The sequence below is a fragment of the Streptomyces sp. NPDC096152 genome (assembly GCF_044763235.1).
Lineage (GTDB): Bacteria > Actinomycetota > Actinomycetes > Streptomycetales > Streptomycetaceae > Streptomyces.
This window is the reverse complement of the sequence record NZ_JBIWFW010000004.1, coordinates 119,997-144,862: the sequence shown is the minus strand read 5'-3', so window position 1 is coordinate 144,862 and position 24,866 is coordinate 119,997. Positions and strand designations below refer to the sequence as shown.

Annotated in this window: 22 protein-coding genes and 1 pseudogene; 15 read left to right on the top strand and 8 right to left on the bottom strand. The window is 71.8% G+C overall.

What is annotated here, in order from left to right:
- The first annotated feature begins 6 nt into the window (after positions 1-6).
- The 3 genes from ACIQ9G_RS15355 to ACIQ9G_RS15345 all read left to right on the top strand — a co-directional run bounded on the left by ACIQ9G_RS15355 (position 7) and on the right by ACIQ9G_RS15345 (position 3,312).
- Positions 7-1,002 carry a carbohydrate ABC transporter permease gene (locus tag ACIQ9G_RS15355; RefSeq protein WP_403609016.1) on the top strand — a complete coding sequence of 332 codons (996 nt, stop codon included), beginning with the start codon at positions 7-9 and terminating at the stop codon, positions 1,000-1,002.
- Positions 1,003-1,078: 76 nt separating this feature from the next.
- Positions 1,079-1,918, top strand: a complete 840-nt coding sequence (locus ACIQ9G_RS15350) for a carbohydrate ABC transporter permease (RefSeq protein ID WP_403610027.1) — start codon at positions 1,079-1,081, stop codon at positions 1,916-1,918.
- 29 nt (positions 1,919-1,947) lie between these two features.
- On the top strand, positions 1,948-3,312 hold the full coding sequence (locus ACIQ9G_RS15345) for a GH1 family beta-glucosidase (protein ID WP_403609015.1): 1,365 nt from the start codon (positions 1,948-1,950) through the stop codon (positions 3,310-3,312).
- A gap of 150 nt (positions 3,313-3,462) precedes the next feature.
- On the opposite strand, the gene ACIQ9G_RS15340 is transcribed toward ACIQ9G_RS15345, so the two are convergent.
- Entirely contained in the window at positions 3,463-4,068 is a 606-nt protein-coding gene (locus ACIQ9G_RS15340; RefSeq protein ID WP_403609013.1) for a hypothetical protein, read from the bottom strand.
- 2 nt (positions 4,069-4,070) lie between these two features.
- Positions 4,071-5,690, bottom strand: coding sequence for a cytochrome c oxidase subunit I (gene ctaD, locus ACIQ9G_RS15335; RefSeq protein WP_403610025.1), 1,620 nt, complete (start codon positions 5,688-5,690; stop codon positions 4,071-4,073).
- Positions 5,691-6,282: 592 nt separating this feature from the next.
- Here ctaD and ACIQ9G_RS15330 point away from each other — a divergent pair.
- The 3 genes from ACIQ9G_RS15330 (at position 6,283) to ACIQ9G_RS15320 (ending at position 10,412) form a co-directional block, all read left to right on the top strand.
- A complete protein-coding gene (locus ACIQ9G_RS15330) occupies positions 6,283-8,169 on the top strand; it encodes a DNA/RNA helicase domain-containing protein (RefSeq protein ID WP_403609012.1) in 1,887 nt (628 codons plus the stop codon).
- Positions 8,170-8,184: 15 nt separating this feature from the next.
- Complete coding sequence (locus ACIQ9G_RS15325; RefSeq protein ID WP_403609010.1) at positions 8,185-9,741, top strand: Hsp70 family protein; 1,557 nt, start codon at positions 8,185-8,187, stop codon at positions 9,739-9,741.
- Positions 9,742-9,872: 131 nt separating this feature from the next.
- Positions 9,873-10,412: a hypothetical protein gene (locus tag ACIQ9G_RS15320; protein WP_403609008.1), complete on the top strand. Its 540-nt coding sequence runs from the start codon at positions 9,873-9,875 to the stop codon at positions 10,410-10,412.
- A gap of 100 nt (positions 10,413-10,512) precedes the next feature.
- Here ACIQ9G_RS15320 and ACIQ9G_RS15315 read toward each other — a convergent pair whose 3' ends face one another.
- Positions 10,513-11,325 carry a CDP-alcohol phosphatidyltransferase family protein gene (locus tag ACIQ9G_RS15315; protein WP_403609006.1) on the bottom strand — a complete coding sequence of 271 codons (813 nt, stop codon included), beginning with the start codon at positions 11,323-11,325 and terminating at the stop codon, positions 10,513-10,515.
- A 109-nt stretch (positions 11,326-11,434) separates the two neighbouring features.
- Between ACIQ9G_RS15315 and ACIQ9G_RS15310 the strand changes: the two genes are divergently transcribed.
- From ACIQ9G_RS15310 to ACIQ9G_RS15290, 5 genes and pseudogenes are all read left to right on the top strand, one after another.
- Entirely contained in the window at positions 11,435-12,412 is a 978-nt protein-coding gene (locus ACIQ9G_RS15310; RefSeq protein WP_403609005.1) for a zinc-binding alcohol dehydrogenase, read from the top strand.
- A gap of 325 nt (positions 12,413-12,737) precedes the next feature.
- Positions 12,738-13,136: a 6-pyruvoyl trahydropterin synthase family protein gene (locus ACIQ9G_RS15305; protein WP_403609003.1), complete on the top strand. Its 399-nt coding sequence runs from the start codon at positions 12,738-12,740 to the stop codon at positions 13,134-13,136.
- Positions 13,133-14,332, top strand: coding sequence for a glycosyltransferase family 4 protein (locus ACIQ9G_RS15300; protein ID WP_403609001.1), 1,200 nt, complete (start codon positions 13,133-13,135; stop codon positions 14,330-14,332). The genes ACIQ9G_RS15305 and ACIQ9G_RS15300 overlap by 4 nt, the downstream gene beginning before the upstream one ends.
- Positions 14,333-14,340: 8 nt before the next feature.
- A complete protein-coding gene (locus tag ACIQ9G_RS15295; protein ID WP_403608999.1) occupies positions 14,341-15,510 on the top strand; it encodes a trans-aconitate methyltransferase in 1,170 nt (389 codons plus the stop codon).
- Positions 15,510-16,592, top strand: a pseudogene (locus ACIQ9G_RS15290) (lysylphosphatidylglycerol synthase transmembrane domain-containing protein); the annotation flags it as partial. The gene ACIQ9G_RS15295 and the pseudogene ACIQ9G_RS15290, both read left to right, overlap by 1 nt.
- A gap of 371 nt (positions 16,593-16,963) precedes the next feature.
- Here the strand turns inward: ACIQ9G_RS15290 and ACIQ9G_RS15285 are convergent.
- Entirely contained in the window at positions 16,964-17,800 is an 837-nt protein-coding gene (locus tag ACIQ9G_RS15285) for a creatininase family protein (protein ID WP_403608997.1), read from the bottom strand.
- 38 nt (positions 17,801-17,838) lie between these two features.
- Here ACIQ9G_RS15285 and ribA point away from each other — a divergent pair, with 38 nt between their 5' ends.
- A complete protein-coding gene (ribA, locus tag ACIQ9G_RS15280; RefSeq protein ID WP_403608995.1) occupies positions 17,839-18,498 on the top strand; it encodes a GTP cyclohydrolase II in 660 nt (219 codons plus the stop codon).
- Between the two features lie 126 nt (positions 18,499-18,624).
- Here ribA and ACIQ9G_RS15275 read toward each other — a convergent pair whose 3' ends face one another.
- The 3 genes from ACIQ9G_RS15275 to ACIQ9G_RS15265 all read right to left on the bottom strand — a co-directional run bounded on the left by ACIQ9G_RS15275 (position 18,625) and on the right by ACIQ9G_RS15265 (position 21,954).
- Positions 18,625-19,854, bottom strand: coding sequence for a serine hydrolase domain-containing protein (locus ACIQ9G_RS15275; protein WP_403608994.1), 1,230 nt, complete (start codon positions 19,852-19,854; stop codon positions 18,625-18,627).
- A 67-nt stretch (positions 19,855-19,921) separates the two neighbouring features.
- Positions 19,922-21,376: an MFS transporter gene (locus tag ACIQ9G_RS15270; RefSeq protein ID WP_403608992.1), complete on the bottom strand. Its 1,455-nt coding sequence runs from the start codon at positions 21,374-21,376 to the stop codon at positions 19,922-19,924.
- Positions 21,373-21,954: a TetR/AcrR family transcriptional regulator gene (locus ACIQ9G_RS15265; protein WP_403608991.1), complete on the bottom strand. Its 582-nt coding sequence runs from the start codon at positions 21,952-21,954 to the stop codon at positions 21,373-21,375. The genes ACIQ9G_RS15270 and ACIQ9G_RS15265 overlap by 4 nt, the downstream gene beginning before the upstream one ends.
- Before the next feature lie 75 nt (positions 21,955-22,029).
- On the opposite strand from ACIQ9G_RS15265, the gene ACIQ9G_RS15260 reads away from it, so the two are divergent.
- Positions 22,030-22,512 (top strand): PPOX class F420-dependent oxidoreductase, encoded by a 483-nt coding sequence (locus ACIQ9G_RS15260; protein ID WP_403608989.1) that lies wholly within the window; start codon positions 22,030-22,032, stop codon positions 22,510-22,512.
- Positions 22,513-22,661: 149 nt separating this feature from the next.
- A complete protein-coding gene (locus tag ACIQ9G_RS15255; RefSeq protein ID WP_403608988.1) occupies positions 22,662-23,084 on the top strand; it encodes a hypothetical protein in 423 nt (140 codons plus the stop codon).
- Positions 23,085-23,133: 49 nt separating this feature from the next.
- Here the strand turns inward: ACIQ9G_RS15255 and ACIQ9G_RS15250 are convergent, their stop codons facing one another.
- Positions 23,134-24,051 (bottom strand): NAD(P)-dependent oxidoreductase, encoded by a 918-nt coding sequence (locus ACIQ9G_RS15250; protein ID WP_403610023.1) that lies wholly within the window; start codon positions 24,049-24,051, stop codon positions 23,134-23,136.
- Positions 24,052-24,155: 104 nt separating this feature from the next.
- Here ACIQ9G_RS15250 and ACIQ9G_RS15245 point away from each other — a divergent pair, with 104 nt between their 5' ends.
- Positions 24,156-24,758: a TetR family transcriptional regulator gene (locus ACIQ9G_RS15245; RefSeq protein WP_403608986.1), complete on the top strand. Its 603-nt coding sequence runs from the start codon at positions 24,156-24,158 to the stop codon at positions 24,756-24,758.
- The last annotated feature ends 108 nt before the right edge of the window (positions 24,759-24,866 follow it).

Here is a 24,866-nt window from a genome sequence, read left to right as displayed (position 1 = left end):
ACCGTCATGACGACCTCCGCCCCCACCGGGGCAGGCGCGTCGGCCGTGCGCGAGAGCTCCCCCGGTGCGGCCCGCGGCCCACGCCGCACCGGGCGGATCCACCGCGCCGCGCTGCCGTACCTGCTGCTCCTGCCCGCGCTGCTCCTCGAACTCCTGGTTCATCTGCTGCCGATGGTGATCGGCATCGTGATGAGCTTCAAGGAACTCACCCAGTTCTACATCCGCGACTGGGGCTCCGCCCCCTGGTCCGGCCTCGGCAACTACCGCGTCTCGGTGGACTTCGACGCCCCCGTCGGCCAGGCGCTGCTGCACTCCTTCCTCGTCACCGTCGGCTTCACCCTGCTGTCGGTCGGCCTGTGCTGGCTGATCGGCACGGCCGCCGCGATCTGCATGCAGGACACCTTCCGCGGCCGGGGCCTGCTGCGCGCGCTGTTCCTGGTGCCGTACGCGCTGCCCGTCTACGCGGCCGTGATCACCTGGGTGTTCATGTTCCAGCACGACAACGGACTGGTGAACCACGTCCTGCACGACCAGCTGCACCTCACGGGCAAGCCGTCCTTCTGGCTCATCGGCGACAACAGCTTCGTCGCCCTGCTGACCGTGTCGGTGTGGAAGGGCTGGCCGTTCGCCTTCCTCATCGTCATGGCCGGCCTGCAGAACATCCCCACGGAGCTCTACGAGGCCGCCGCGCTGGACGGCGCCGGACTGTGGCGGCAGATCCGCCACATCACCCTGCCGTCGCTGCGGCCCGTCAACCAGGTGCTGGTCCTGGTGCTGTTCCTGTGGACGTTCAACGACTTCAACACGCCGTACGTGCTGTTCGGCAGGGCCGCCCCGCAGGCCGCGGACCTCATCTCGGTCCACATCTACCAGGCCTCCTTCGTCACCTGGAACTTCGGCACCGGCTCCGCCATGTCCGTCCTGCTGCTGCTCTTCCTGCTCGTCGTGACGGGCGGCTACCTGCTGCTGACCTCCCGGGGAAGGAAGACGGCCGATGTCTAGCACCTCGCGGGCACCCCGCCTGCCGGGCACCGCGCAGGCGGCCTCGCCCTCACGCACGGCGCCGCCCCGCTCACCGATGGCACCCCCGCGCTCCTTCCTCTGGACCCGGCGCGTCCTCCTCACCCTGCTCACCGGTTTCGTCCTGGTGCCGGTGTACGTCATGGTCTCCAGCTCGCTGAAGCCGCTGCCGGACGTCACGGGCAAGTTCCGCTGGCTGCCGAGCGGGTTGACGATCCGCCCGTACATCGACATCTGGTCCACGGTCCCGTTGGCGCGGTACTTCGCCAACTCGCTGATCGTCGCGGGCGCGGCGGCCGTCTGCTCGGTGGTCATCGCGGTCTTCTCCGCCTACGCCGTCAGCCGCTACGCCTTCCACGGCAAGCGCGTGTTCACGGTCACCGTCCTGTCCACGCAGATGTTCCCCGGCATCCTCTTCCTGCTGCCGCTGTTCCTGCTCTACGTCAACATCGGCAACGCCACCGGCATCGCGCTGTTCGGCTCGCGCGGCGGGCTCATCCTGACGTACCTCACCTTCTCGCTGCCGTTCTCGATCTGGATGCTGATCGGGTACTTCGACTCGGTGCCGCGCGACCTGGACGAGGCGGCACTGGTGGACGGCTGCGGCCCGCTGGGCGCACTGTTCCGGGTGGTGGTGCCCGCCGCGATCCCCGGCATCGTCGCCGTCGCCGTCTACGCCTTCATGACCGCCTGGGGCGAGGTGCTCTTCGCCTCCGTCATGACCAACGACACCACCCGCACCCTCGCCGTCGGCCTGCAGGGCTACTCCACGCAGAACGACGTGTACTGGAACCAGATCATGGCCGCCTCGCTCGTCGTCAGCGTGCCCGTGGTCGCCGGCTTCCTGCTGCTGCAGCGCTATCTCGTCGCCGGACTCACCGCCGGAGCGGTGAAGTGAACAACACCCGCCATTTTGAGAGGACTTCCGTGTCCGACGCCATCGACCTCGCCGCGCTCCCGCACGACTTCCTCTGGGGCACGGCCACATCGGCGTACCAGATCGAGGGCGCCGTCGCCGAGGACGGCCGCACACCGTCGATCTGGGACACCTTCTCCCACACCCCCGGAAAGATCGACAACAACGACCACGGCGACGTCGCCTGCGACCACTACCACCGCTGGCGCGAGGACATCGACCTGATGCGGCAACTGGGCACGAACGCCTACCGGTTGTCGATCGCCTGGCCTCGCGTCATGCCGGGCGGCGACGGCCCGGTCAACCCCAAGGGCCTCGCCTTCTACGACGCCTTGGTCGACGGCCTGCTGGAGGCGGGCATCACCCCGTCCGTCACCCTCTACCACTGGGACCTCCCGCAGGCGCTCCAGGACCGGGGCGGCTGGCCCGAGCGGGCGACCGCCGAGCACTTCGCCGCGTACGCCTCGGCCGTCGCCGAACGCCTCGGCGACCGCGTCTCCCACTGGGCCACCCTCAACGAACCCTCCTGCTCGGCCTGGATCGGCCACCTGGAGGGCAAGATGGCCCCGGGCCTCACCGATCTGACCGCCGCCGTCCGCGCCTCCTACCACCTGCTCCTCGGCCACGGCCTCGCCACCCAGGCCGTCCGCGCCGCCGCGCCCGGCGCCGAGATCGGGATCGTCAACAACCTCTCCACCGTCTTCGCCGCCACCGACCGCCCCGAGGACGTGGCGGCCGCCCGCCGCCACGACGGCCACATCAACCGCTGGTGGCTGGACCCGGTGCACGGCCGCGGCTTCCCCGCCGACATGCGGGAGGTGTACGGCGTCGAACTCCCCGAGCGACCGGCCGACTTGGAGACGATCGCGGCCCCGCTGGACTGGCTGGGCCTGAACTACTACTTCCCGGCCACCGTCGCCGACGACCCCTCCGGACCCGCCCCCCGGGCCCGCGGCGTACGCCGCCCGGGCGTGCCGCGCACCGGCATGGACTGGGAGATCGACGCGAGCGGCATCGAGACCCTGCTGCTGCGCCTGACCCACGAGTACGGCGCCCGCAGGATCCACGTCACCGAGAACGGCTCCGCCTTCCCGGACGTCGTACGCCCCGACGGCACGATCGACGACGCCGACCGCCAGGACTACCTGGTACGGCACCTGGCCGCCTGCGCCTCCGCGGCTCGCAAGGGCGCACCGCTGGCCGGGTACTTCGCCTGGTCGCTGCTGGACAACTTCGAGTGGGCGTACGGCTACGACAAGCGGTTCGGGCTCGTCCACGTCGACTACCGCACCCGGGCCCGCACCATCAAGGGCAGCGGCCACCGGTACGCGGCGATCGCGCGGGCGCACGGGAGGCGGGCGCGGGACGCGGCCTGAGGGGCCGGCCCTGTCCGTCCGGCTGTCCGGTCTCGGGCGAGGGTGTGGTCGTTCGGTCGGTCGTTCGGGGATCGGCTGCGTATGACCGAACGACCGTACGCCGGACGTGGATCGGCCGGGATCTGCCCGGGCCCCTGATGCACCCGGCCCCTAACGCGTGGGATGTCGGCGGCCGTTCGCCGGTGGCGTGGTACGGCGCGGTGCCCGTGCGCCGTACAGGGCCGCGAGGGCGAGGAAGAGGGTGAGGAACAGGGCGAGGGACAAGGGGAGAAGCACCCCCAGAAGGGTGGCCGGAGCGAGGTCCGCCACCCCACCCACGCCCCCGTCAGGGCCGGCCACGACGCGCAGTCCCGCGACGACCGCGGTGGCGGCGACCCCACCGCCCACGACGGCGGCGACGACGTACCGGGAACGGCCCGCGCCGGCCGGGGCGGGGACGTGTCCGAGCCGCGCCCAGTGGTGCGCGGTCTCCCGCGCCTCACGCCTGCGCTGCACGGCGGCCCGCAGGTGGAGGGCGGTGGTGGCGGTGGCCCCGACGAGGGCCACGACGCCCGGCGCCCACCACCCCTCGGCGACGAGCAGCAGCACGGCGAGGGCGCCGACGCCGGCCCAGCCCGTCACACAGGCCGCCGCGGCGCTGCGCCGGGAGTCGGGACGGTCGGCGCCGGCCCGCAGGTCGGCGAGTGCGGGCAGGTACCAGACGCACCCGGCGGCGTTCAGTGCCGCGGCTCCCAGCGCGGCGACGGCGTGCGACACGTCTACCCCGCCGCCGCTTCCAGACCGGGGGCCTGCGTGACTCCGGTCGCTCCGGCGATCTCCGGGTGATGCAGGTCGAAGGCCGGGGACTCGCTGCGGATTCGGGGCAGGGAGAGGAAGTTGTGCCGGGGCGGCGGGCAGGAGGTGGCCCATTCCAGCGAACGGCCGTAGCCCCAGGGGTCGTCGACCTCGATCCTCTTGCCGTACTTGGCCGTCTTCCAGACGTTGTAGAAGAACGGCAGGATCGACAGGCCCAGCAGGAACGCGCCGATCGTGGACAGGGTGTTGAGGGCGGTGAAGCCGTCGGCGGCGAGATAGTCGGCGTACCGGCGGGGCATGCCCTCGACGCCCAGCCAGTGCTGGACGAGGAAGGTCAGGTGGAAGCCGACGGTGAGCGTCCAGAAGGTGATCTTGCCGAGACGCTCGTCGAGCATCTTGCCGGTCATCTTCGGCCACCAGAAGTGGAACCCGGCGAACATCGCGTACACGACCGTGCCGAACACCGTGTAGTGGAAGTGCGCCACCACGAAGTAGGAGTCGGAGAGGTGGAAGTCCATCGGCGGGGACGCGAGGATCACGCCGGTCAGGCCGCCGAAGAGGAAGGTGATGAGGAAGCCCGTCGTCCACAGCATCGGGGTCTCGAAGGACAGGCTGCCCTTCCACATGGTGCCGATCCAGTTGAAGAACTTCACCCCGGTCGGCACCGCGATCAGGAACGTCATGAAGGAGAAGAACGGCAGCAGGACGCCACCGGTGACGTACATGTGGTGCGCCCACACCGTCACCGACAGACCCGCGATGGCGATGGTCGCGCCGATCAGCCCCATGTAGCCGAACATCGGCTTGCGGGAGAAGACCGGGATGACCTCGGAGACGATCCCGAAGAACGGCAGGGCCAGGATGTACACCTCTGGATGGCCGAAGAACCAGAACAGGTGCTGCCACAGCAGCGCCCCGCCGTTGGCGGCGTCGAAGACGTGGGCGCCGAACTTGCGGTCGCACTCCAGGGCGAACAGCGCCGCCGCCAGCACGGGGAACACGATCAGGACGAGGACCGCGGTCAGCAGCACGTTCCAGGTGAAGATCGGCATGCGGAACATGGTCATGCCGGGTGCGCGCATGCAGACGATCGTGGTGATGAAGTTGACCGCGCCGAGAATGCTGCCGAAGCCGGACAGGGCCACACCCATGATCCACAGGTCGGCGCCGAGCCCCGGCGAGTGGACCGCGTCCGACAGCGGCGCGTACAGGAACCAGCCGAAGTCGGCGGCCCCGCCCGGGGTGAGGAAACCGAACGCGGCGATCGAGGAGCCGAACAGGAAGAGCCAGTACGCCAGCATGTTCAGCCGCGGGAAGGCGACGTCGGGGGCGCCGATCTGCAAGGGCATGATCCAGTTCGCGAAGCCGGTGAACAGTGGCATCGCGAACATCAGCAGCATGATCGAGCCGTGCATCGTGAACGCCTGGTTGAACTGCTCGTTCGACATGATCTGCAGTCCGGGCCGGGCGAGCTCGGCCCGCATCAGCAGCGCCATCACACCGCCGACTATGAAGAACACGAAGGCGGAGACGAGATAGAGCGTCCCGATCCGCTTGTGATCGGTGGTGGTCAGCCACTCCACCCACGCGGGCCGCACGGCCCTGCGCTCCACCTGGCCGCCCGCCTCGCCGGACGCGACCTCGACCTCGGTCTCGACCTTGGTCTCGGCCTTGGTCTCGGCCTTGTCCTCCGGGTCTTCCGGCCGCCCTGCCGGACCCTGCTGTATCCGCACCTCGTCCACCGGACGGTGCCCTCCCCATCTGCTCGGTTCATCGATTTGTCGATGCATCGACGAGCCTGGAAGCGCACAGGTTGAGAAACCGGACCCGGCCCCTTCCGGCCGCCGCCCCATGATCGCCGGGGTGGTACGGGGTGCGGATAGGGTCGAACGGTCCCTGAGCGGCGCCGCCGAATGGGCCCAGCGGCCGGGACCTCTGTCCCGGGGGCGGGTGACTGGCGCGCCTGCTGTCCAGGTGACCAGGCGGGCGCGGGGTCCGGCCGGAATGTGTGCCTGTGCCGGGGTCACCGCAGCCCCTGGCGCCATTGTCGGTGCCGCCAGGTAGTCTCTGACCCGTCGTCATTGCGGCCCGACGGGCTTCCGCTCCACCACGGTGGAGTCTCGAAGGACATGCCCCCACCCGCACGAGTCATTTCGTGCTGCCTGGGGGAAGTCCTTGCTGTTCCGCGAGTCCGCGAAAACGATCGCCGCGAGGGCACTCGACACGTCGCTCTACCTCCACCTCACCGAGCAGTTCGTCCGTATGCACGGCCACCGGCCCAATGCCGCCGAAGCCCGCTCGTGGGAGCGGAGCATCCCCGCCCTGGCCGCCGCGCTCAACGACGCGGGCCTCGGCGAGGTCGAGGTGATGCTGGAGTACGCGCTCCCGCTGAACAGCAAGCGGGCCGACGCCGTCCTCGCCGGAGTGCATCCCGCCACGGGCGAGCCGTCGTACGTCGTCGTCGAGCTGAAGCAGTGGAGCCAGGCCGAGCCGGACGAGGACGACCCGGCGCTGTGCCGGATCGACGCCTACGCGCACCCGATCCTCAATCCGATCGAACAGGTGCGTCGCTACTGCGAGTACCTCGTCAACTTCAACGGCGCGGTGGCCGAGCACCCGGACCGGGTCAGCGGTGTGGCGTACCTGCACAACGCCACGGAGTTCGGCGTGGGCGGTCTACGAGCGGTCGAACTGGACAACCGCGGGCAGATGTTCACCGGCGAGCGGCGCGGCGAGTTCATCGACCACCTCCGGGCCAGGCTCAGCGACAAGGTACCCGGCGCCCGTGCGGCCGACGAACTCCAGGCGGGCAGGACCGTTCCGTCGAAGCAGTTGATGTCCGTCGCGGCCCAGGAGGTGCGCGAGCGGGAGCAGTTCGTGCTCCTGGACGAGCAGCAGGTCGCGTACCGCATGGTGCTCAACGCGGTGCGCAAGGCCAAGCGGTCCAACCACAAGGAGGTCGTGGTCGTCACCGGCGGCCCCGGCACCGGCAAGAGCGTCATCGCGCTCTCCCTGCTCGGGGAGCTGTACCGGCAGGGGATACCGGCGCTGCACGCCACCGGCTCCCAGTCGTTCACCAAGACGATGCGGAAGGTCGCCGGCACCCGCAAGCGCGAGGTGCAGGATCTCTTCAAGTACTTCAACAGCTTCATGACCGCCGAGCAGAACTCCCTCGACGTCCTGATCTGCGACGAGGCCCATCGCATCCGCGAGACCTCCGCCAACCGCTACACCCCGGCGGCCCAGCGCACCGGCAGGCGGCAGATCGACGAACTCATCGACGTCGCCCGCGTCCCCGTCTTCCTCCTCGACGAGCACCAGGTCGTGCGCCCCGGCGAGATGGGCACGGTGGAGGACATCAAGGCTGCCGCGGGAGCCCAGGGCGTGGAGTGCCGCGTCGTACCCCTGGAGAGCCAGTTCCGCTGCGGCGGCAGCGACGCGTACCTGCGCTGGGTGGTACGTCTCCTGGGTCTCCAGCCCGGTGGCCCGGTGCTCTGGGAACCCGACGACCGCATGCAACTGCTGGTCGCCGACAGCCCCCAGGAGCTGGAGGCGTTCCTCGAAGCCCGCAGGTCCCAGGGCTACGGCGCCCGTATGTCCGCGGGTTACTGCTGGCGCTGGTCCCCGGAGCCGAAGCCCGGGGATCCGCTCCCGGCCGACGTGGTCATCGGTGACTGGGCACGCCCCTGGAACCTCCGCGGCGACCGAGCGATCTCCGGCGCGCCGCCCTCCGCGCTGTGGGCCACGGACCCGGCCGGCTTCGGCCAGGTCGGCTGCGTCTACACCGCCCAGGGCTTCGAGTACGACTGGTCCGGCGTGATCATCGGACCCGACCTGGTCTGGCGCGACGACCGCTGGATCACGGACCGTACGCAGTCCAAGGACCCGGTCTTCAAGAAGTCGACCCCCGACGCCGACGTCGACCGCCTCATCCGCAACACCTACAAGGTGCTGCTGACCCGCGGCATGATCGGCACGATGGTGTACTCGACGGACCGGGAGACGCGGGAGAAGCTGCGGGAGCTGGTGGGCGGGGTGGCGAGGGAATCGGTGGCCGCATGACGGCCGTTACTGACTTTGTTGGCGTGGTGTCGTCATGGTGAGGCCGGTTTCGGCGAGGCATCCGTTGATGGGTTCCTGGTCTTCGACTGGGGTGGCGGCACGATCGACGTCACCGTGCTCGAGCATTACGACGGCATTTTCGACGAGATGGCGTCGCGCGGCATCACCGCACTCGGCGGCCTGGAGTTCGACGAGGAGCTCGTGAGGCTGGTCCTGTCCAAGCTGGACAGCCATTCGGGCAGACTGATCCGGCAGGAAGCCCGCCGCTGGAGACGGCACGTCGAACTGACGAAGATCCTGCTGTCCCAGCCAGGGACGGACCAAGTGCTCTTCGAGCCGCTGGGCGGATTCGAACCGGTGGTGCTTCGGCGGGACGAGTTCGAGGACGCCGTGCAGCCTCTGGTGCGCCGCGCCCTGATCCCACTGGAGGAGTGCCTGCAGGACGTGGGCCTCACCGCACACGACCTCGACGCCGTGCTGATGATCGGCGGCACGTCGCAGATCCCACTCGTGCGGCGCGAAGTCGAACGCGCGCTGGGTAGAGACGTGGTCGATCCCCGGCTGTGCAAGCCGATGACGGCGGTCGCCAGAGGAGCCGCCATCACGGCGGCCGAGATCGACGGTCTCATCCCGGAGACGACGATCTCGGTCGCCACGAGCCACGACCTCGGTCTGTCCTTCGAAGCGGGCGGGCGGCGCGGCTTCGCCACGCTGATCCCCAGGTACTCGACCCTGCCCGCACGAGGCACCCGCAGCGCCATGCCCTCTGTCCGCGGAGCCTCGAAGGTGATCCTGGAGATCGTCGAGGGGGACGGGCAACGCGCCGCGGATGACGAACGCACGTTTCCGCTGGCCCGACTTGAACTGCCGGTTCCCCAGCCGAACGCCGAGCCGTCGAGCAACGTGTTCGACGTCGATTACCACTACGACCGCAGTGGCATCCTCAAGATCCATGCCAAATCCCGTCACGCGGGCACGGTCATCCTCGACGAGGAACTGGACTGCTTCGGGCCGGACGGCACCCCCATCGCACAGGGACTGGACAGGGAATTGGAGCGGCTGCTGCGGCGCATCGAGGAGCCGGCGGTGCCACCGGCTGCCGCGATTTCCGCACCTCACGCGGAGACGCCGCCGCCCCGTGCGGAGAGCGAACGGGAAGAGAGCCGAGGCAGTGACACCCCGGTTCTGGTGGTCGACGGCCGCGGCATCATGACCGCCGGGCGCACTCCCGCTTCGCCACGTCCGCCGAGCATGCGGTTGCTCGGTTCGGCACTGGCGGAGATCAGGCGCCGCTTCCGAGACCGGCATGTGGTGACCGTCATCGGTACCGACCTGGTCGACGCCGTCGAGTACGACGAGCAATTCGTGCTGGACAAGGCGATCGAGGAGGGACTGGTCGTGACCGTTCCGTCCTCCTCGCCCCAGGCCGTTCTCAGCGTGGCGCAACAGCTCGACGCCGTGGTCGTCTCCATGGACGATCTGACGCGGCTGCGCACCCCGCATCCATGGGTGACGGGGAAGGGGCGATTCGTGAAACTCGCCCAGGTCGGACGCAACTGGGTCTTCGTGTAGGCGCCGGTCATCGGGGTTCGTGCGGCGTCACGCGATCAGGTGATGTCTCCCGACCGGGGCACACGCGGCGGGGGCGACTCGTTCGACGGTGTGACGGGATGTTCCCGCTCACGGGATCGAAGGAGACGCGCATGGGACTGTCGTTCCGCCACAACCCCGACGGCACGACCACCGGTCGGAACGAGGAGACGGGCTTCACCGTGACGCTCGCCGACGAGGAAGAAGTCAAGCGGCGGCTGCACGAGGACGCGGGGTGGGAGTACACGCCTCCGCCGCCTCCCCTTCCATCCGGATTCCACCGGTTCTCCTTGGTGCACGAGGAGTTCGGTGGCGCCGGCTTCGGGGACGAGCGCCATGCGGCCCTGCGGGCGCATCCGCCCGCAGGCTGTGTACCGGCCGACTGGGGCTGCTTCGCCCTGGAGTGCGAGCGCCCGGGGAAGACCCTTCTGGACGCGGTCACGGGTACGGTCGCGGAGATCCGCCGCGACCACGGCCTGGTGATGAACGGCATGGGCATCGAGAAACCGCAGGAGTGGCTCGGCGACGACAAGAACGGCTATGGGGCCGAGATCCTGGGACACCTGCTGCTGATGGCCGCTCACCGGGCGTCCCTGCTGGGGTACGGGCGCAAGGAGGTGGTGCGCCTGCTCGACGCGGCCGGCGTCGGGTAGACGGCCGGTTCGGGTCCGGTTCCTCATGCTCAGCGGTCCTCGGTGCCGGATCATGTCCCGCACGATCCGGGCTCTCCAACCGGCGCAGAGCGTAGTCGCGTCACGCCGCCCGTGCCGTCTCCACCAGGATCTCCTCCGCGGACGGCTCCAGTACCTCGTCCATCCCGTCGTCCTCGGCGGACGCCGTGCCCACCACCCGCAGCCGTGACGACCGCCGCAGCCACAGCACGTCCCGCCCGAAGGACCACACCAGCAGGGTCAGGGACAGCAGCGCCACGGCGAAGTTCGCCGCCGTGGGCAGGAGGTCCGCGCCGGCCACGAGCAGGAGGATGCCCTGGAGGGCGGCCACCGTCTTGCGGGCGGTGCTCGGGGGAAGGGGGGCGTTCAGCCAGGGCAGGAGACGGGCGGCGGCGACGAAGGCGTAGCGCATGGCGCCGATCAGCAGCACCCACGGGCCGAGGCTCATCGAGACGTAGACGCTGAGCACCAGGATCAGGAACGCGTCAACCTCCATGTCGAAGCGGGCGCCCAGTGCGCTCGTGGTGCCGGTGCGGCGGGCCACCTTGCCGTCGACGCCGTCGAGTATCAGGGCCACCGCGGTCAGGCCGACCAGCAGCGACACCGGCGGTGAGCTCTCGAAGGAGTCCGCGACCAGCGCCGTCACACCGCCGACGAGAGTGGCCCGGCCCAGGGTGACCCGGTTGGCCGCGCCGAAGGAGCGCAGCCGCGACCGGTGCAGCGCCCGGGAGAGCACCGCCCAGGTGGCGATCGCGAAGACCAGACCGGTCAGCCAGCCGGCCGGTCCCATCCCGATCGCCGTGCCGAGCAGGGCCAGCAACAGGATCTGCACGCCCGCTCCCACAGCGGTCTCCTGCTGGACCAGCCTCGCGTCGTAAGTGTTGTTCAGGGCCACCGCACACCCTCCGGCCGAGTGACAGAGTCGATCAACGCCGCGTACCTTGTCCGCGGCCTGTGCACATCTCCGTACGTGAACAACTTCCCGATCGTTCAGGAGGACGACGATGAACCGTTCCGCCCGCGCCTTCTGGCTCCGCTCGCCGGGCCACGGCGAGATACGTGACCTGCGGCTTCCCGACCCCGCCGAGGACGAGGTGGTGGTGCGCACGCTGTTCTCCGGAGTGAGCCGCGGCACGGAGACGCTGGTGTTCCGGGGCGGGGTGCCGGCCAGTCAGCACGGCGTGATGCGGGCGCCCTTCCAGGAGGGCGACTTCCCGGGGCCGGTGAAGTACGGCTACCTCAATCTGGGCGTGGTCGAGGAGGGCCCGGCGGAGCTGGCCGGCCGTACCGTCTTCTGCCTCTATCCGCACCAGACCCGCTACGTCGTCCCCGCGAGCGCCGTGACGCCGGTGCCCGAGGCCGTGCCCGCCGAGCGGGCCGTCCTCGCCGGCACCGTCGAGACCGCGGTGAACGCCCTGTGGGACGCGGCGCCGCTGGTCGGTGACCGTATCGCCGTGGTCGGCGGCGGCATGGTCGGCTGCTCGGTGGCCGCCCTGCTGGCCCGGTTCCCCGGCGCGCGCGTCGAGCTGGTGGACGCCGACCCCGGCCGCGCGAAGATCGCCGAGGCTCTCGGGGTCGGCTTCGCCGCACCCCAGGACGCCCTCGGCGACTGCGACCTCGTCGTGCACGCCAGCGCCACCGAACAGGGCCTCGCCCGCTCCCTGGAACTGCTCACCGCCGAGGGCACGGTCCTCGAACTGAGCTGGTACGGCGACCGGCGCGTCGCGCTCCCGCTCGGCGAGGCCTTCCACTCCCGCCGGCTGACCATCCGCAGCAGTCAGGTCGGCACCGTCTCCCCGGCCCGCCGCTCCAGCCGCGGCTATGCCGACCGGCTCGCCCTCGCCCTCGACCTGCTCGCCGATCCGGCCCTGGACGCGCTCGTCACGGGGGAGAGCGCCTTCGAGGAACTGCCGGAGGTCATGCCGAGGCTCGCCTCCGGGGAGATTCCCGCGCTGTGCCACCGCATCGCGTACGGCGGCTGACGCCCCGTCGCCCGCCCACGGTCCGACGGACACGGTGCGGCGGAGACGGTTCGACGGACACGGTGCGGGGACACGGTTCAGCGGACACGGTTCAGCGGACATGTTCCGACAAACATGGTCTGATGGGCAGGGCCGATTCGGAGCGGCAGGAGCGCCGCGGTGCGCCGGCCTGACACATGCGGAACAAGAGCGTCTGACCTGAGAAAAAGGGTGAGACACGGCTGAACAAGGGGAAGCGGAGAGCCGTACTACACGGCATCCCCCCGGCAGGGATCAACAGGGATCAGCCGGGGGACCAGACGCGCCGCACCTGGAGGGTCGTCCGTTGTTCAGCATCACCGTCCGCGATCACATCATGATCGCCCACAGCTTCCACGGCGAGGTGTTCGGGCCCGCGCAGCGGCTGCACGGAGCCACGTTCCTCGTGGACGCCACCTTCCGGCGCGAACAGCTGGACGACGACAACATCGTCGTCGACATCGGACTGGCCACCCAGGAACTGGGCGCGGTCGTGAGCGAACTGAACTACCGCAACCTCGACAACGAGCCCGACTTCGCCGGCGTCAACACCTCCACGGAGTTCCTGGCCAAGGTCATCGCCGACCGGCTCGCCGAGCGGATCCACAAGGGCGCCCTGGGCGAGGGCGCCAAGGGACTCGCGGGCCTCACCGTCACGCTCCACGAGTCGCACGTCGCCTGGGCGAGTTACGAGCGTGCCCTGTGACCGACACGACCATCGACCGGGCGCCCGCCGGAGGCGCGTCGCCCCTTGCCTTCGTGCCCGCCCAGCGCGCGGGCCTCGACCACGTCGGGATCATCCCCATGTCCCTGCGCACCGTGCACTTCATTCTGCCGGGCGGTGTCGACGATCCGGCCACACCGAGCGGCGGCAACGCCTACGACCGCCGGGTCAGCCTGGACCTGCCCGGCTTCGGCTGGCAGGTGCTGGGGCGCGCGGTGGACGGCGACTGGCCCCGGCCGGACGCCACCGCCCGCGCGGAACTCGCTCGTGTCCTACGCGAGTTGCCTGACGGCTCGGTCGTGCTGCTCGACGGAATCGTGGCCTGCGGGGTTCCCGAGGTCGTCGTCCCGGAGGCCGAACGGCTGCGCCTGGCCGTCCTGGTGCACCTCCCGCTCGGCGACGAGACCGGACTCGAACCGGCCGTCGCCACCGAACTGGACACCCGGGAACGCACCGTCCTGCGGGCGGTCCCGGCGGTGATCGCCACCAGCGACTGGGCGGTCCGGCGTCTCGTCTCCCACCACGGACTCGCCCCCGAGCGGGTCCATGTCGCCGCTCCCGGCGCCGACATCGCGCCCCTCGCCTCCGGCACCGACGGCGTCTCGCAGTTGCTGTGCGTCGCCGCCGTGACGCCGCGCAAGGGGCAGCACCGGCTGGTGGAGGCGCTCGCCACGGTGACCGACCTCCCGTGGAACTGCGTGTGCGTCGGCGGACTGACCCACGACCCCGAGTACGTCACCCATCTGCGCGGCCTGATCGGGAAGTACGGCCTGCAGGACCGTTTCCACCTGGCCGGGCCGAAGGCGGGCGCCGCACTCGACACCGCGTACGCCTCCGCCGACCTGATGGTCCTCGCCTCCTACGCGGAGACCTACGGCATGGCGATCACCGAGGCCCTCGCACGGGGCGTTCCGGTGCTGGCCACCGACGTCGGCGGGGTCGGCGAGGCGGTGGGCCGCGCGCCCGACGGCGGGGTGCCCGGCATCCTCGTCCCGCCGGAGGACCCCGCGGCCCTCGCCGCCGAACTGCGGGGCTGGTTCGGCGAGGCCGACGTGCGGCGCCGTCTGAAGGCCGCCGCCCGCGGCCGCCGCGCCGCGCTCGGCGGCTGGGCGGCGACCGCCCGCGCCCTGGCCGGCGTGCTGGGCCGGCTGCCCGACGAGCCCCGGAGGGCGGCATGAAGGAGACCATGAGGAAGACGACGACCACACCAGCCGCTACCGCCGACCTGCGGGGCGAGGGCGGACCGGCCCAACCGGGTGCCTTCGGCGCCATGTCCTCTGAGGTGGGGGCGCATGCCGTGGATGTCGTGAGCAGTGGTGGTGGAGTGGACCTGGCGGCGGCCGGCTCCGGCAGCGACGAGTCGGTGCCGGTGCCGGTGCCGGATTCGCCGGCCGGACCCGATGCGGTGTCCGGGCCGGATTCGGTGCCGGGGCAGGCCGCCGTGATCCCCGGTGCCGGTCCGGCGCCGCGTCCCGGTGAGCGGGCCACCGTCCGGCTTCGCGCGGACGGGCCGGAAGAGCCGGAGGAGCCGGCCCGGTACGCGCCCGAGTGGCTGCAACTGCGGGAGGTGGCCGACGCGGCCGCGCGGGCCACGGAGCTGCTGGACCCGCTGCGGAGCCGGCTGGCCGACCTGCCCGGGCGGGACGGCGGGATCGTCGTGCACGACCTCGGCTGCGGCACCGGCTCGATGGGCCGCTGGCTCGCCCCCCGGATCGACGGCGCCCAGCACTGGATCCTCCACGACCGTGACCCCTACCTGCTGCACTTCGCCGCCGTCGCCTCCCCGCACGCGGCCGCCGACGGCAGCCGGGTCACCGTGGAGACGCGGCGCGGCGACGTGGCCCGGCTGACCCCGGACGCCCTCGTCGGCGCGTCCCTGGTGACGGCGTCCGCCCTGCTGGACGTCCTCACCCACGACGAGATCGACACCCTCGCCGCCGCCTGCGCCGGGGCCGGCTGCCCGGCCCTGCTCACGCTGTCGGTGGTGGGCCGTGTCGACCTCATCCCCGCCGATCCGCTGGACGCCGAGATCGCGGAGGCGTTCAACGCTCATCAGCGCCGCACCGGCCTGCTCGGCCCGGACGCGCTCGCCGTGGCGTGCGAGTCCTTCGCCCGGCACGGCGCCGCCGTACGGGTGCACCCGAGCCCCTGGCGGCTCGGCGCCGACCAGCGGGAGCTGACCGCGCAGTGGCTGCGCGGCTGGGTCGGCGCGGCCGTCGAACAGCGCCCCGAGCTGAAGCCGCGCGCCGACCGCTACCTCACCGAGCGCCTCGAGGCCTGCGCGGCGGGGGAGTTGACGGTGGTCGTCCACCACAGCGACCTGCTGGCGCTGTCCCAGCCGGTGGGCGGTGCCTGATGAGCGTGGAGACGGTGGACCTCCGGGCGGTACGGAGGGACGCGCGCCCGGAGGCCGGGACGTCCGGGGGCGCGGGGGAGGCGGCACACGCGCCCCCGAAGACCGGGCCGTCGGGTGACGCGCCCCCGAAGACCGGGCCGTCGGGTGACGCGCCCCCGAATACCGGACGGTCCGGCGGCGCGGTCACGGAGGAGACGGACGGTCGCCGCGGGGTCGGGCCGTCCGGCGCCGTACGCGCACGGACACGGGCCCGTGCCCGCTTCCTCACCTCGCCCGCGCTGCGCACCCACCTCGGCACCGTCACCGGCGCCGCCATCCTCGTCCTCCTGCTGTGGCGCCTGGGCACCGGCGTCTTCCTGGACGGGCTGCGCCGGATCGACACGCCCACGCTGGCCGCCGCTCTCGCGATCGGAGTAGTCACCACCGTGTGCAGCGCCTGGCGCTGGCAACTGGTGGCCCGGGGCCTGCGCATCGGCCTGCCGCTCGGGCCGGCCGTCGCCGACTACTACCGCGCGCTCTTCCTCAACGCGGCCCTGCCCGGTGGCGTCCTGGGGGACGTGCACCGGGCGGTGCGGCACGGCCGGAACGCCGGCGACCTCGGACGCGGTGTGCGGACCGTGGTCTGGGAGCGGGTGGCCGGGCAGATCGCCCTCGCGGCCACCGGGGTTACGGTGCTCCTGACCCTTCCCTCGCCGGTCCGGACCCAGGCCCGGCACCTGGTGGCGCCCGCGGCGCTCACCGTCGTGGGAGCGCTCGCAGTGCTCCTCGCCCTGCGCCTGAACCGGGCGCCCTCCGCGCGGGGACGGGCCCTGCGCCGGACCCTGGACGAGGCGCGCGAGGCGCTGCTGTCCCGCCGCAACGGGCCCGGGGTCGCGCTCTCCTCCGCCGTCGTCCTGGCCGGGCACCTCGCGATGTTCGTCGTGGCCGCCCGGGTCGCCGGCTCCGCCGCCTCCGTCGCCGTCCTGCTGCCGCTGGCGATCCTCGCGCTGCTCGCCATGGGACTGCCGCTGAACGTCGGCGGCTTCGGCCCCCGCGAGGGCGTCACCGCCTGGGCTTTCGGCGCCGCCGGACTCGGCGCGAGCACCGGACTGGCCGTCGCCGTGGTCTACGGGGTGCTCAGCTTCGTGGCCAGTCTGCCGGGCGCGCTCGTCCTCCTCGCCCGCTGGTACACCGGGCTGCGCACCGGGTCCGGTGCCGCCGTGGCGGAACCCCTGAACGCCGGGTCCGGTGCCGCCGTGGCGGAACCCCTGAACGCCGGGCCGAGCGTTGCCGTGGTGGAACCCCTGAACGCCGGGCCGAGTCTCGCCGTAGCGGAACCCTCGTACGCCGGACCGGGCTTCGCCGGAGCGGAACCCCCGCACGCCGGACCGGGCTTCGCCGGAGCGGAACCCCCGCACGCCGGGATCCGTGCCGCCGGGACGGAACCGGGCCCCGGCGGCACGGCCGACGGCGGCTATCCGCGCCGGCCCTCGCCGTCGCCCTCGTCCTCGCGCCCGCTTCCCGTATCAGCCGTGGGAATCGGCGAGTTCGCGGACGGGTCCGCGGAGGTGAGCAGCGAGAAATACGGTCCGAAGGAGGCGGCGAGGCTCGTCAGCAGTTCCTTTCCCTTTTCCGCGGATCCCAGGGAAGGACGGCCGATGACACCCGACGCGGTATAGGCGGACATTCCGACGGTGAGCAGATGACGCCGGTCGTCCGCGGTGAAATCGGCCGACTCGTAACCGGCCCGGACCATTTCGGGGTGAGCGTGCAGAAGAATGGAGGTCTCGATTTCTCCCGCGTGCATGTCGGTGAGCAGCGAAGTGCGCACCCCGGCCCGTTCCCGGGCCGTCTCCCAGTCCTCGGCGGCCGGGAAGAGCGCCATCCGCTCGCCCCGCGCGCTGGACTCCTGCACCACATTGCCCAGTACGTAGTTCCCGCCGTGCCCGTTGACCAGCACCAGCACGTCGACGCCCGACCGGCGGAGCGACGCCGCGACGTCCCGTACCACCGCATGAAGGGTCACGGAGGAAATGCTGACGGTCCCCGGCCAGGCCGCGTGCTCGTGCGAGCAGGAGATCGTCACGGGAGGAAGGAGGTGCACCGGGTACGCGTCGGCGATCTCCCGCGCGATGGCGCAGGCGACCAGCGTGTCGGTCGCCAACGGGAGAAATGGGCCGTGCTGTTCGAAGCTCCCCACCGGGAGGACCGCGATCTGCCGTGAGAGGTCCGCCCCCCGCGTCCGTACGTCTTGCGTGGTGTCCGCCGGCAACAGACCATATGCCGTCGGCCGCGTTCCCGAACCACTCATTGTTTTCCGGCCTTTCGTCTCTGCTTAGGATCCAGATCATGACAGAAAACCTCGGCGTACTCGGCAAGAAGTCCCCACGGCGCTCGGGCGTGGAACGCGTCGTGAATGCCCCGCTGCCCACCGTGTACGGCAAATTCCAGGCGGTCGGCTACATGGACCACGACCGCGGTGACGAGCAAGTGGCCCTGGTCTACGGCGACATCGGCACGGAGGGCGTCCTCACCCGGCTGCACTCGGAATGCCTGACCGGCGACGCCTTCGGCTCCCAGCACTGCGAGTGCGGCGACCAGCTCGACACCGCGCTGCGCGCCGTCGTCGCCGAAGGCAGCGGCGTCGTCGTCTACTTGAGAGGGCACGAGGGCCGGGGCATCGGCCTGCTCGCCAAGCTGCGGGCGATGGCCCTGCAGGCGGAGGGCCTGGACACGGTGGAGGCCAACCTCGCCCTCGGCCTGCCGGTGGACGCCCGCGACTACCGGGTCGCCGCGGAGATGCTGCGCGACCTGGGGGTGCGTTCGGTGCGCCTGATGTCCAACAACCCGCGCAAACGCGAGGCGTTGCAGCGGCACGGCGTCCAGGTCGCCGAGCAGGTGCCGCTGCTGATCCCGCCGTGCGAGAACAACATCACCTATCTGCGCACCAAGCGCGAACGGCTGGACCACCACCTGCCGCACCTGGACGCGGTGGCCCACCTGTCCTGACCGAAGGCCTGCGAATGTCGGGAGCGAAGGCCGAGAGCGGGGCCCGGACCGGGGCCGGGCCCCGGCCGGACCGGCTCGGACTCGGCCCACGACGACTCGGCCCACGACGACTCAGCCCACGACGACTCAGCCCACGACCGCCTCGTGCACCAGCCGCTTCAGCTCCGGGAAGATCCGCAGGGACCTCTTCGGACGCACCTGGGTCATGAACTGGAGCGTCAGATCGCGGCCGGGATCGACCCAGAACGTCGTCGTCGCCACCCCGCTCCAGCCGAACATGCCCAGACCCGAGGGCGCCTGGGTGCGCTCCGGGTCGATCACGACGGAGACCCCGAGCCCGAAGCCGACGCCGTCGTTGCCGGGTTCGTCGTGGGCGGGGCGGCTGCCGAAGGACCGCAGGTCGGCGTTGCCGGGCAGGTGATTGCTCGTCATCAGGTCCACGGTGCCGGCGCTCAGGAGCCGGGTGCCGTCGAGTTCGCCGCGGCGGCGCAGCAGTTCCATGAAGCGGTGCACGTCATGCGCGCTCGCCACCAGGCCGCCGCTGCCGGAGAGGAACCGGGGACGGCCGTGCAGCGGAAGCCCCGCGATGGGCTCGATGCCGCCGTCGTCGGTCTGGCCGTACAACTCGGCCAGCCGCCCGGCCTGTTCGTCGTTCACGCAGAACCCGGCGTCGGTCATCCCGAGCGGCCGGAAGATCCGCTCGGCGAAGAACGTGTCGAGCGGCTGCCCGGACGCCACCTCGACGACCCGGCCCAGTACATTGCTGGCGACCGAGTAGTTCCACTGCGTGCCCGGGTCGAACTGGAGGGGGAGGCTCGCGTACACCTCCATCGTCCGGGCGAGGTCGGCGCCCGCGGGCACGGACGACTCCAGGCCGGCCGCCCGGTAGAGGGCGTCGACCGGGTGGGAGTGGTAGAACGCGAAGGTCAGGCCCGCGGTGTGGGTGAGCAGGTGCCGGATCCGGATGGGGCCGGCGGCCGGGCGGGTGCGTACGTCGTCGCCGGACCCGCTCTCGTACACCCGGGGCTCCGCGAAGACCGGGAGATGGCGTTCCAGCGGGTCGTCCAGCGACAGCCGGCCCTCCTCGACCAGCATCAGCGCGGCCACCGCGGTGACCGGCTTGGTCATCGAGTAGATCCGCCACACGGTGTCCGTGCCGACCGGCAGCCCGGCCGCCACGTCCCGCCGGCCGTACGTGGTGAGGTGGGCGATCCGGCCGCCCCGCGCGACGGACACGAGGAACCCGGGCAGCCGCCCTTCGTCGACGAGGTGGGCGAGATACCGGTCGAGGCGGCCCAGCGCCTTCGCGTCCAGCCCCACGCCGCCCGGGTCGACGTCCTGCCGCAACTGTGCCATCGCTCTCCTCCGGTTCATCTCGTACGAGGACCACCCCGGCCCCTCCGGGCCCGGACCTGCCCAGACCTCATCGTCGCGCAGGAACACGGGTACGGTCCCTCGGTTCGGGACGACCGGTGATCACTGTGCCGGAACGTTTCGGCAGAGCTCTCCCCAGCACCGCCCCCGTCACGGCCACCCCCGCGAGCACCACCAGGGGCAGTGCGTCGCCACGGTCCAGCCCCCTCATCGTGGCGGCCGCCGCCACGCCCAGCGCCGGGCCGACGTTCATCGCGGTCTGCTGGAGCCCGCCCGCCACCCCGGCCCGCTCCACGGGGCTCTCCCGGACGACGACCTGTGTCGCCGCCACCATCACGGTGCCGAACCCGGCTCCGAGCAGCGCGAACCCGACCCCCAGGGCGAGTGCTCCCGACGCCCGGGCGAGCACCAGGATGCCCAGCGCGAGCAGTCCCATCGCACCCACGGTCGTACGACGGGCCCCGACCCGGCGCAGCAACGGCGGGCAGACGGGGGCGGCCAGGACCATGAGCACCGCGAGCGGCAGGCTGAGCAGGGCACTGTGGAAGGGGTCAAGGCCGAGCGTGCCCTGCAGGAGGTACGTGCCGACGAAGAGCGCGCCGAACAGGGCCGAGGACGCGGCCACCAGCACCGCCAGTGCCGAGCCGACGGCCGCCGAGCCGATCACGTCCGGCGGCAGCAGCGGACTCGGGGTGCGGCGCTCGTGCCGGACGAAGGCGGTACAGGCGACGACGGCCGCGAGGGGCCCGGCCCATCCGGGCTCCGGAAGCGCGGCCGGCGTCTGCACCGCGCAGCCGAGGGCCACGGCCAGCAGCAGAGCCCCGGGCACGTCCAAGGGGACCGCGGAATGGCCAGGTCCGGCCGGAGACCCTTCCAGCCTGCCCATCGACGTGGCCGCTCGGACGCCGGGCTCCTCCGGCTCGGCGGCGGGGGAGAGGCCGGCCCGCTCCGGTCCGCGTGTGGCGAGAGCCAGGACACCGAAGAGGGCCGCCGGAAGCACATTGACGTAGAAGACGGACCGCCAGCCCAGACCGGTCACCAGCGCTCCGCCCACCAGCGGACCGGCGGCGGCCGCCAGTCCGATGGCGCCCGTCCGGACGGCGATGGGCAGGGCGAGCCGGTCGGGCGGGAACGCGGTGCGCACCATGCCCAGCGTGGCAGGCTGGAGCAGCGCCCCGCACACCCCCTGCGCCACGCGCAGCCCGATCACCCAGCCGATCCCGGGGGCCACGGCGATGCCCGCCGACGCGGCGCCGAAGCCGAGCATCCCGGCCGCGAAGAGGGGCCGGTGCCCGTAACGGTCGCCCAGCCGTCCGGCGAACACCAACAGGGCCGCCACCGCGACGAGATAGCCGGTGCTGGTCCACTGGACCTGCGCGGCCGACGCGTCCAGGTCGCGTTGCAGCGTGGGCTGCGCGACGGTGAGGACCGTACCGTCCAAGGCGACGATCACGGCCCCGGCCACACTGCTCGCGAGCGCGGTCGCCCGGTGGTACGGGGTCACCGGCCGCCCTCCGGCCCGAGGTGCGCGTCGAGTGCCGTGTGCAGGAGGGGAGCGAAGTCCGCTGTACCGGTGGCCAGTTGGAGGCTGCCCCAGCCCCACAGTTGGGCGATGCCGTGCAGGTTCGCCCACAGGGCCCCCGCGACGACGCGCGCGTCCCCCTCGGGGCGGGCCTCGGCCACCAGCTCCACCAGGGCGCCGAACAGTGGCAGGCTGCTGTCCCGCAGGCCCAGATGGCCGCTCTCCAGCAGGTCGTGACGGAACATCAGCTCGTACATGCCGCGGTTGCCCAGCGCGAAATCCAGGTAGACGCCGCCCAGCGCGCTCAGCCGGGTGCGCGGATCCGCCGCGGTGCTGTCGAGCACGGTCGCCGCCCGGACGGCGAGTTGTGCGAAGCCGCGGCGCGCGATGGCGGACAGCAGTTCCAGGTGGGTGGGGAAGTAGCGGCGCGGTGCCCCGTGGGAGACGCCCGCTCGACGCGCGATCTCGCGCAGCGTCAGCGCCTGGGCCCCCTCCTCGGCCACCAGGTCCACCCCGACGTCGACCAGCCGGTCCCGCAGGCTCTTCTCGGGCTCAGTCATAGACACTGTCTACCAGTCACGGGTAGACAGTGTCTACGAGGAATGTCCGGCGGTGCCCCAGGAGTTGTTCCTGGTATGAGCCGAGACACGAGCGAGGGCGCCGCGCAGGATCCGGCGCGGGAGCGGCTGCTGCGGCTGCTCTCCGAAGGGCACGGCGGGGTGCTGGTCACGCTCAAGCGTGACGGGCGGCCCCAGCTGTCGAACGTCAGTCATGCCTACGACCCGGAGGAGCGGATCATCCGGGTCTCCGTCACCGACGACCGCGCCAAGACGCGCAACCTGCGGCGCGATCCGCGGGCGTCGTACCACGTCACGAGCCCGGACCGGTGGGCCTACACGGTCGCCGAGGGCACCGCCGACCTCTCACCCGTCGCGCGGGACCCCCACGACGAGACCGTCGAGGAACTGGTCCGGCTCTACCGTGCCGTCCTCGGCGAGCACCCCGACTGGGACGACTTCCGCGCCTCGATGGTCCGCGACCGCCGTCTGGTGCTGCGGCTCAGGGTGGAGCGGGTCTACGGCATTCCGCGGGCCGCCGACGGCGCCGAACGGGGCTGAGGCGGGCGGAGAACCGCCGTACACGCGGGCATCGTCTCCCTACGATGTCGCCATGACGATCTCCGGGCGGCAGCCGCTGATACGCGTGGTGCACGACGAGTCCCGCAGTGACCTGCGGGATCCGGCTCCCGCGGATCGTCCGGGCGGTGATGACAGGGGCCGTCCCGTTGCCCGAGATCCCCGAATTCCCCGGCGCACTGGAGGCCCTGCGGAAGAAGTACCCGCTGGACGAATCGTCACGGCGCGCGCTGGACGCCGCTGGGGCAGACCTCTCGGATCGCCGAGTGCGGGCGGTCTTCCAGGTGGCCCCCGGAGTGGGCGGTCTCGTGACCCCGGAGAGCCTGGCAGCCGTCCAGGTGCCCGTGGGCATCCGCTGGGGCGGAGCGGACACGGTCAACCCGTACGAAGTCGACACCCGGCCCTACCTGGAACGCATCCCCGGAGCGACCGGCTGCTCGGCCGGTCCCGACGTCCGCCACGAAGACTTCTTCACGCCGGAGACCGCGAACTCCGCCGTCCGTGTCCGGGTGGGCAGGGAGGCGGCCACCTTCTTCCGGCAGCACCTTGGCTGAATTCTGCGCGAGTTGTGAGACGCGTCCTGGCCGTGGCCGCCCCGGCCGATCATGGCGCGGGCGCAGGTGCGGGGTCCTGGGGCCGGTCCTGTGGTGCCGCCGTCGTGCGGGCCTCGATCGCGCGCAGTACCGCCACCATGTCCTCGGCGCCGTGCCCCAGGGTCACCGTCTCCTCGAAGAGGGTGTGGCACACGTCCAGCAGCGGCGAGGCGATGCCGGCCGTGCGGGCGGCATCGGCGATCAGCCGGTTGTTCTTCAGGACGTCGAGGGCCGCCGCCTGCACCGCGAAGTCCCCGGCCAGCAGCTTGGACGCCTTCATCCCGGAGACCGCGCTGGCCATCGGGCCCGCGCCCAGGACGTCGAGGAACAGGCTGGGGTCGAGCTTCTGCCGTTCGGCGAAGTGGAACGCCTCGGTCAGGCCGGTGACCAGCGTGATCAGGAACAGGTTCACGGACAGTTTCATCAGCAGCGCGCCGGGCGTTGCCCCGCAGCGGAAGGTCTGGTGGCACAGGGGCGCGAGCAGCGGCCGTACGAGCTCCACCGTCGACTCGTCCCCGGCCAGCATCGCCACCAGCCGCCCGTTCTCCGCCGGGACGCGCGACCCGGAGACCGGCGCCTCGACGTAACGGCCGCCCGCCGCGCGGACATCGGCCTCCAGACCCTGCGAGTACGCGGGCGAGGTCGTGCCCATGTGGACCACCACCCGTCCGGCGACGCGCGCGGCGAAGGCGGGGGTACCGCGGCCGAGGACGGCATCGGTCGCGGTGTCGTCGGCCAGCATCAGCAGGACCACGTCCGCGCGGGCGAACACCTCGCCGGGGTCCGCCGCCACCTCGGCGCCGGCCGCGCGCAGTGGAGCGGTACGGGCCGCCGTGCGGTTCCAGACGATCAGGGGAGTACCGGCGCGGGCCAGCCGGAGTGCCATGGGCCGCCCCATGACTCCGAGGCCGAGGAAACCGACGTTCACGAGGGACCGCCCTCCGGACGCGACCGTTATGACACCGGTCATAGTAGCGGTGTTTATGACGGCGGTCATAGGCTGGAGCAGGGCAACGAGCAGGGAGGTCGGCGATGGCCGAGTCGCAGCGGGGGCCGCGCGAGCGGATGGTCTTCAGCGCGGCCCAGCTCATCCGGCGCGAGGGGGTCGGCGCCACCGGGATGCGGGACGTCGCCGCCCACGCCCGGGCCCCGCGCGGATCGCTCCAGCACTACTTCCCCGGCGGCAAGGAGCAACTGGTCGGCGAGGCGGTCGCCTGGGCCGGGCGGTACGCCGGGAAGCGCGTCGCCCGGTTCCTGGCCGGCCTGGACGAGCCGACGCCGAGCGGCCTGTTCGCCGCGATGGTGCGGCAGTGGACCGACGAGTGCGAGGCCGAGGGCTTCGCCACCGGCTGCCCCGTCGCCGCGGCGACGGTGGACTGTGCCGCCACCGGCGCCTCCACCCGGGAGGCCACGGCCGCGGCCTTCGCGGCCTGGCGGGAGGCGGTGGCCGAGGCCCTGACGGGCATGGGGGTGCCGGCCGCCCGGGCCGGGTCGCTCGCCATTCTGATGATCAGCGCCCTGGAGGGCGCGCTCCTCATGGCCCGCGCGGAGCGGGACGTGCGCCCCCTGACGACCGTGGCCCGCGAACTGGGCCCCCTCCTCGACGCGGCGGCGGCCCCGCCCTCCGGCCGCTGAACCGGGAGACCGGACAAGCCCCCGGCCGCGGAACCGGGGGACCGGACAAGCCCCCCGGCCGCTGAACCGGAGGACATGACAGTACGATCCGGGACGACCCGAGAAGCG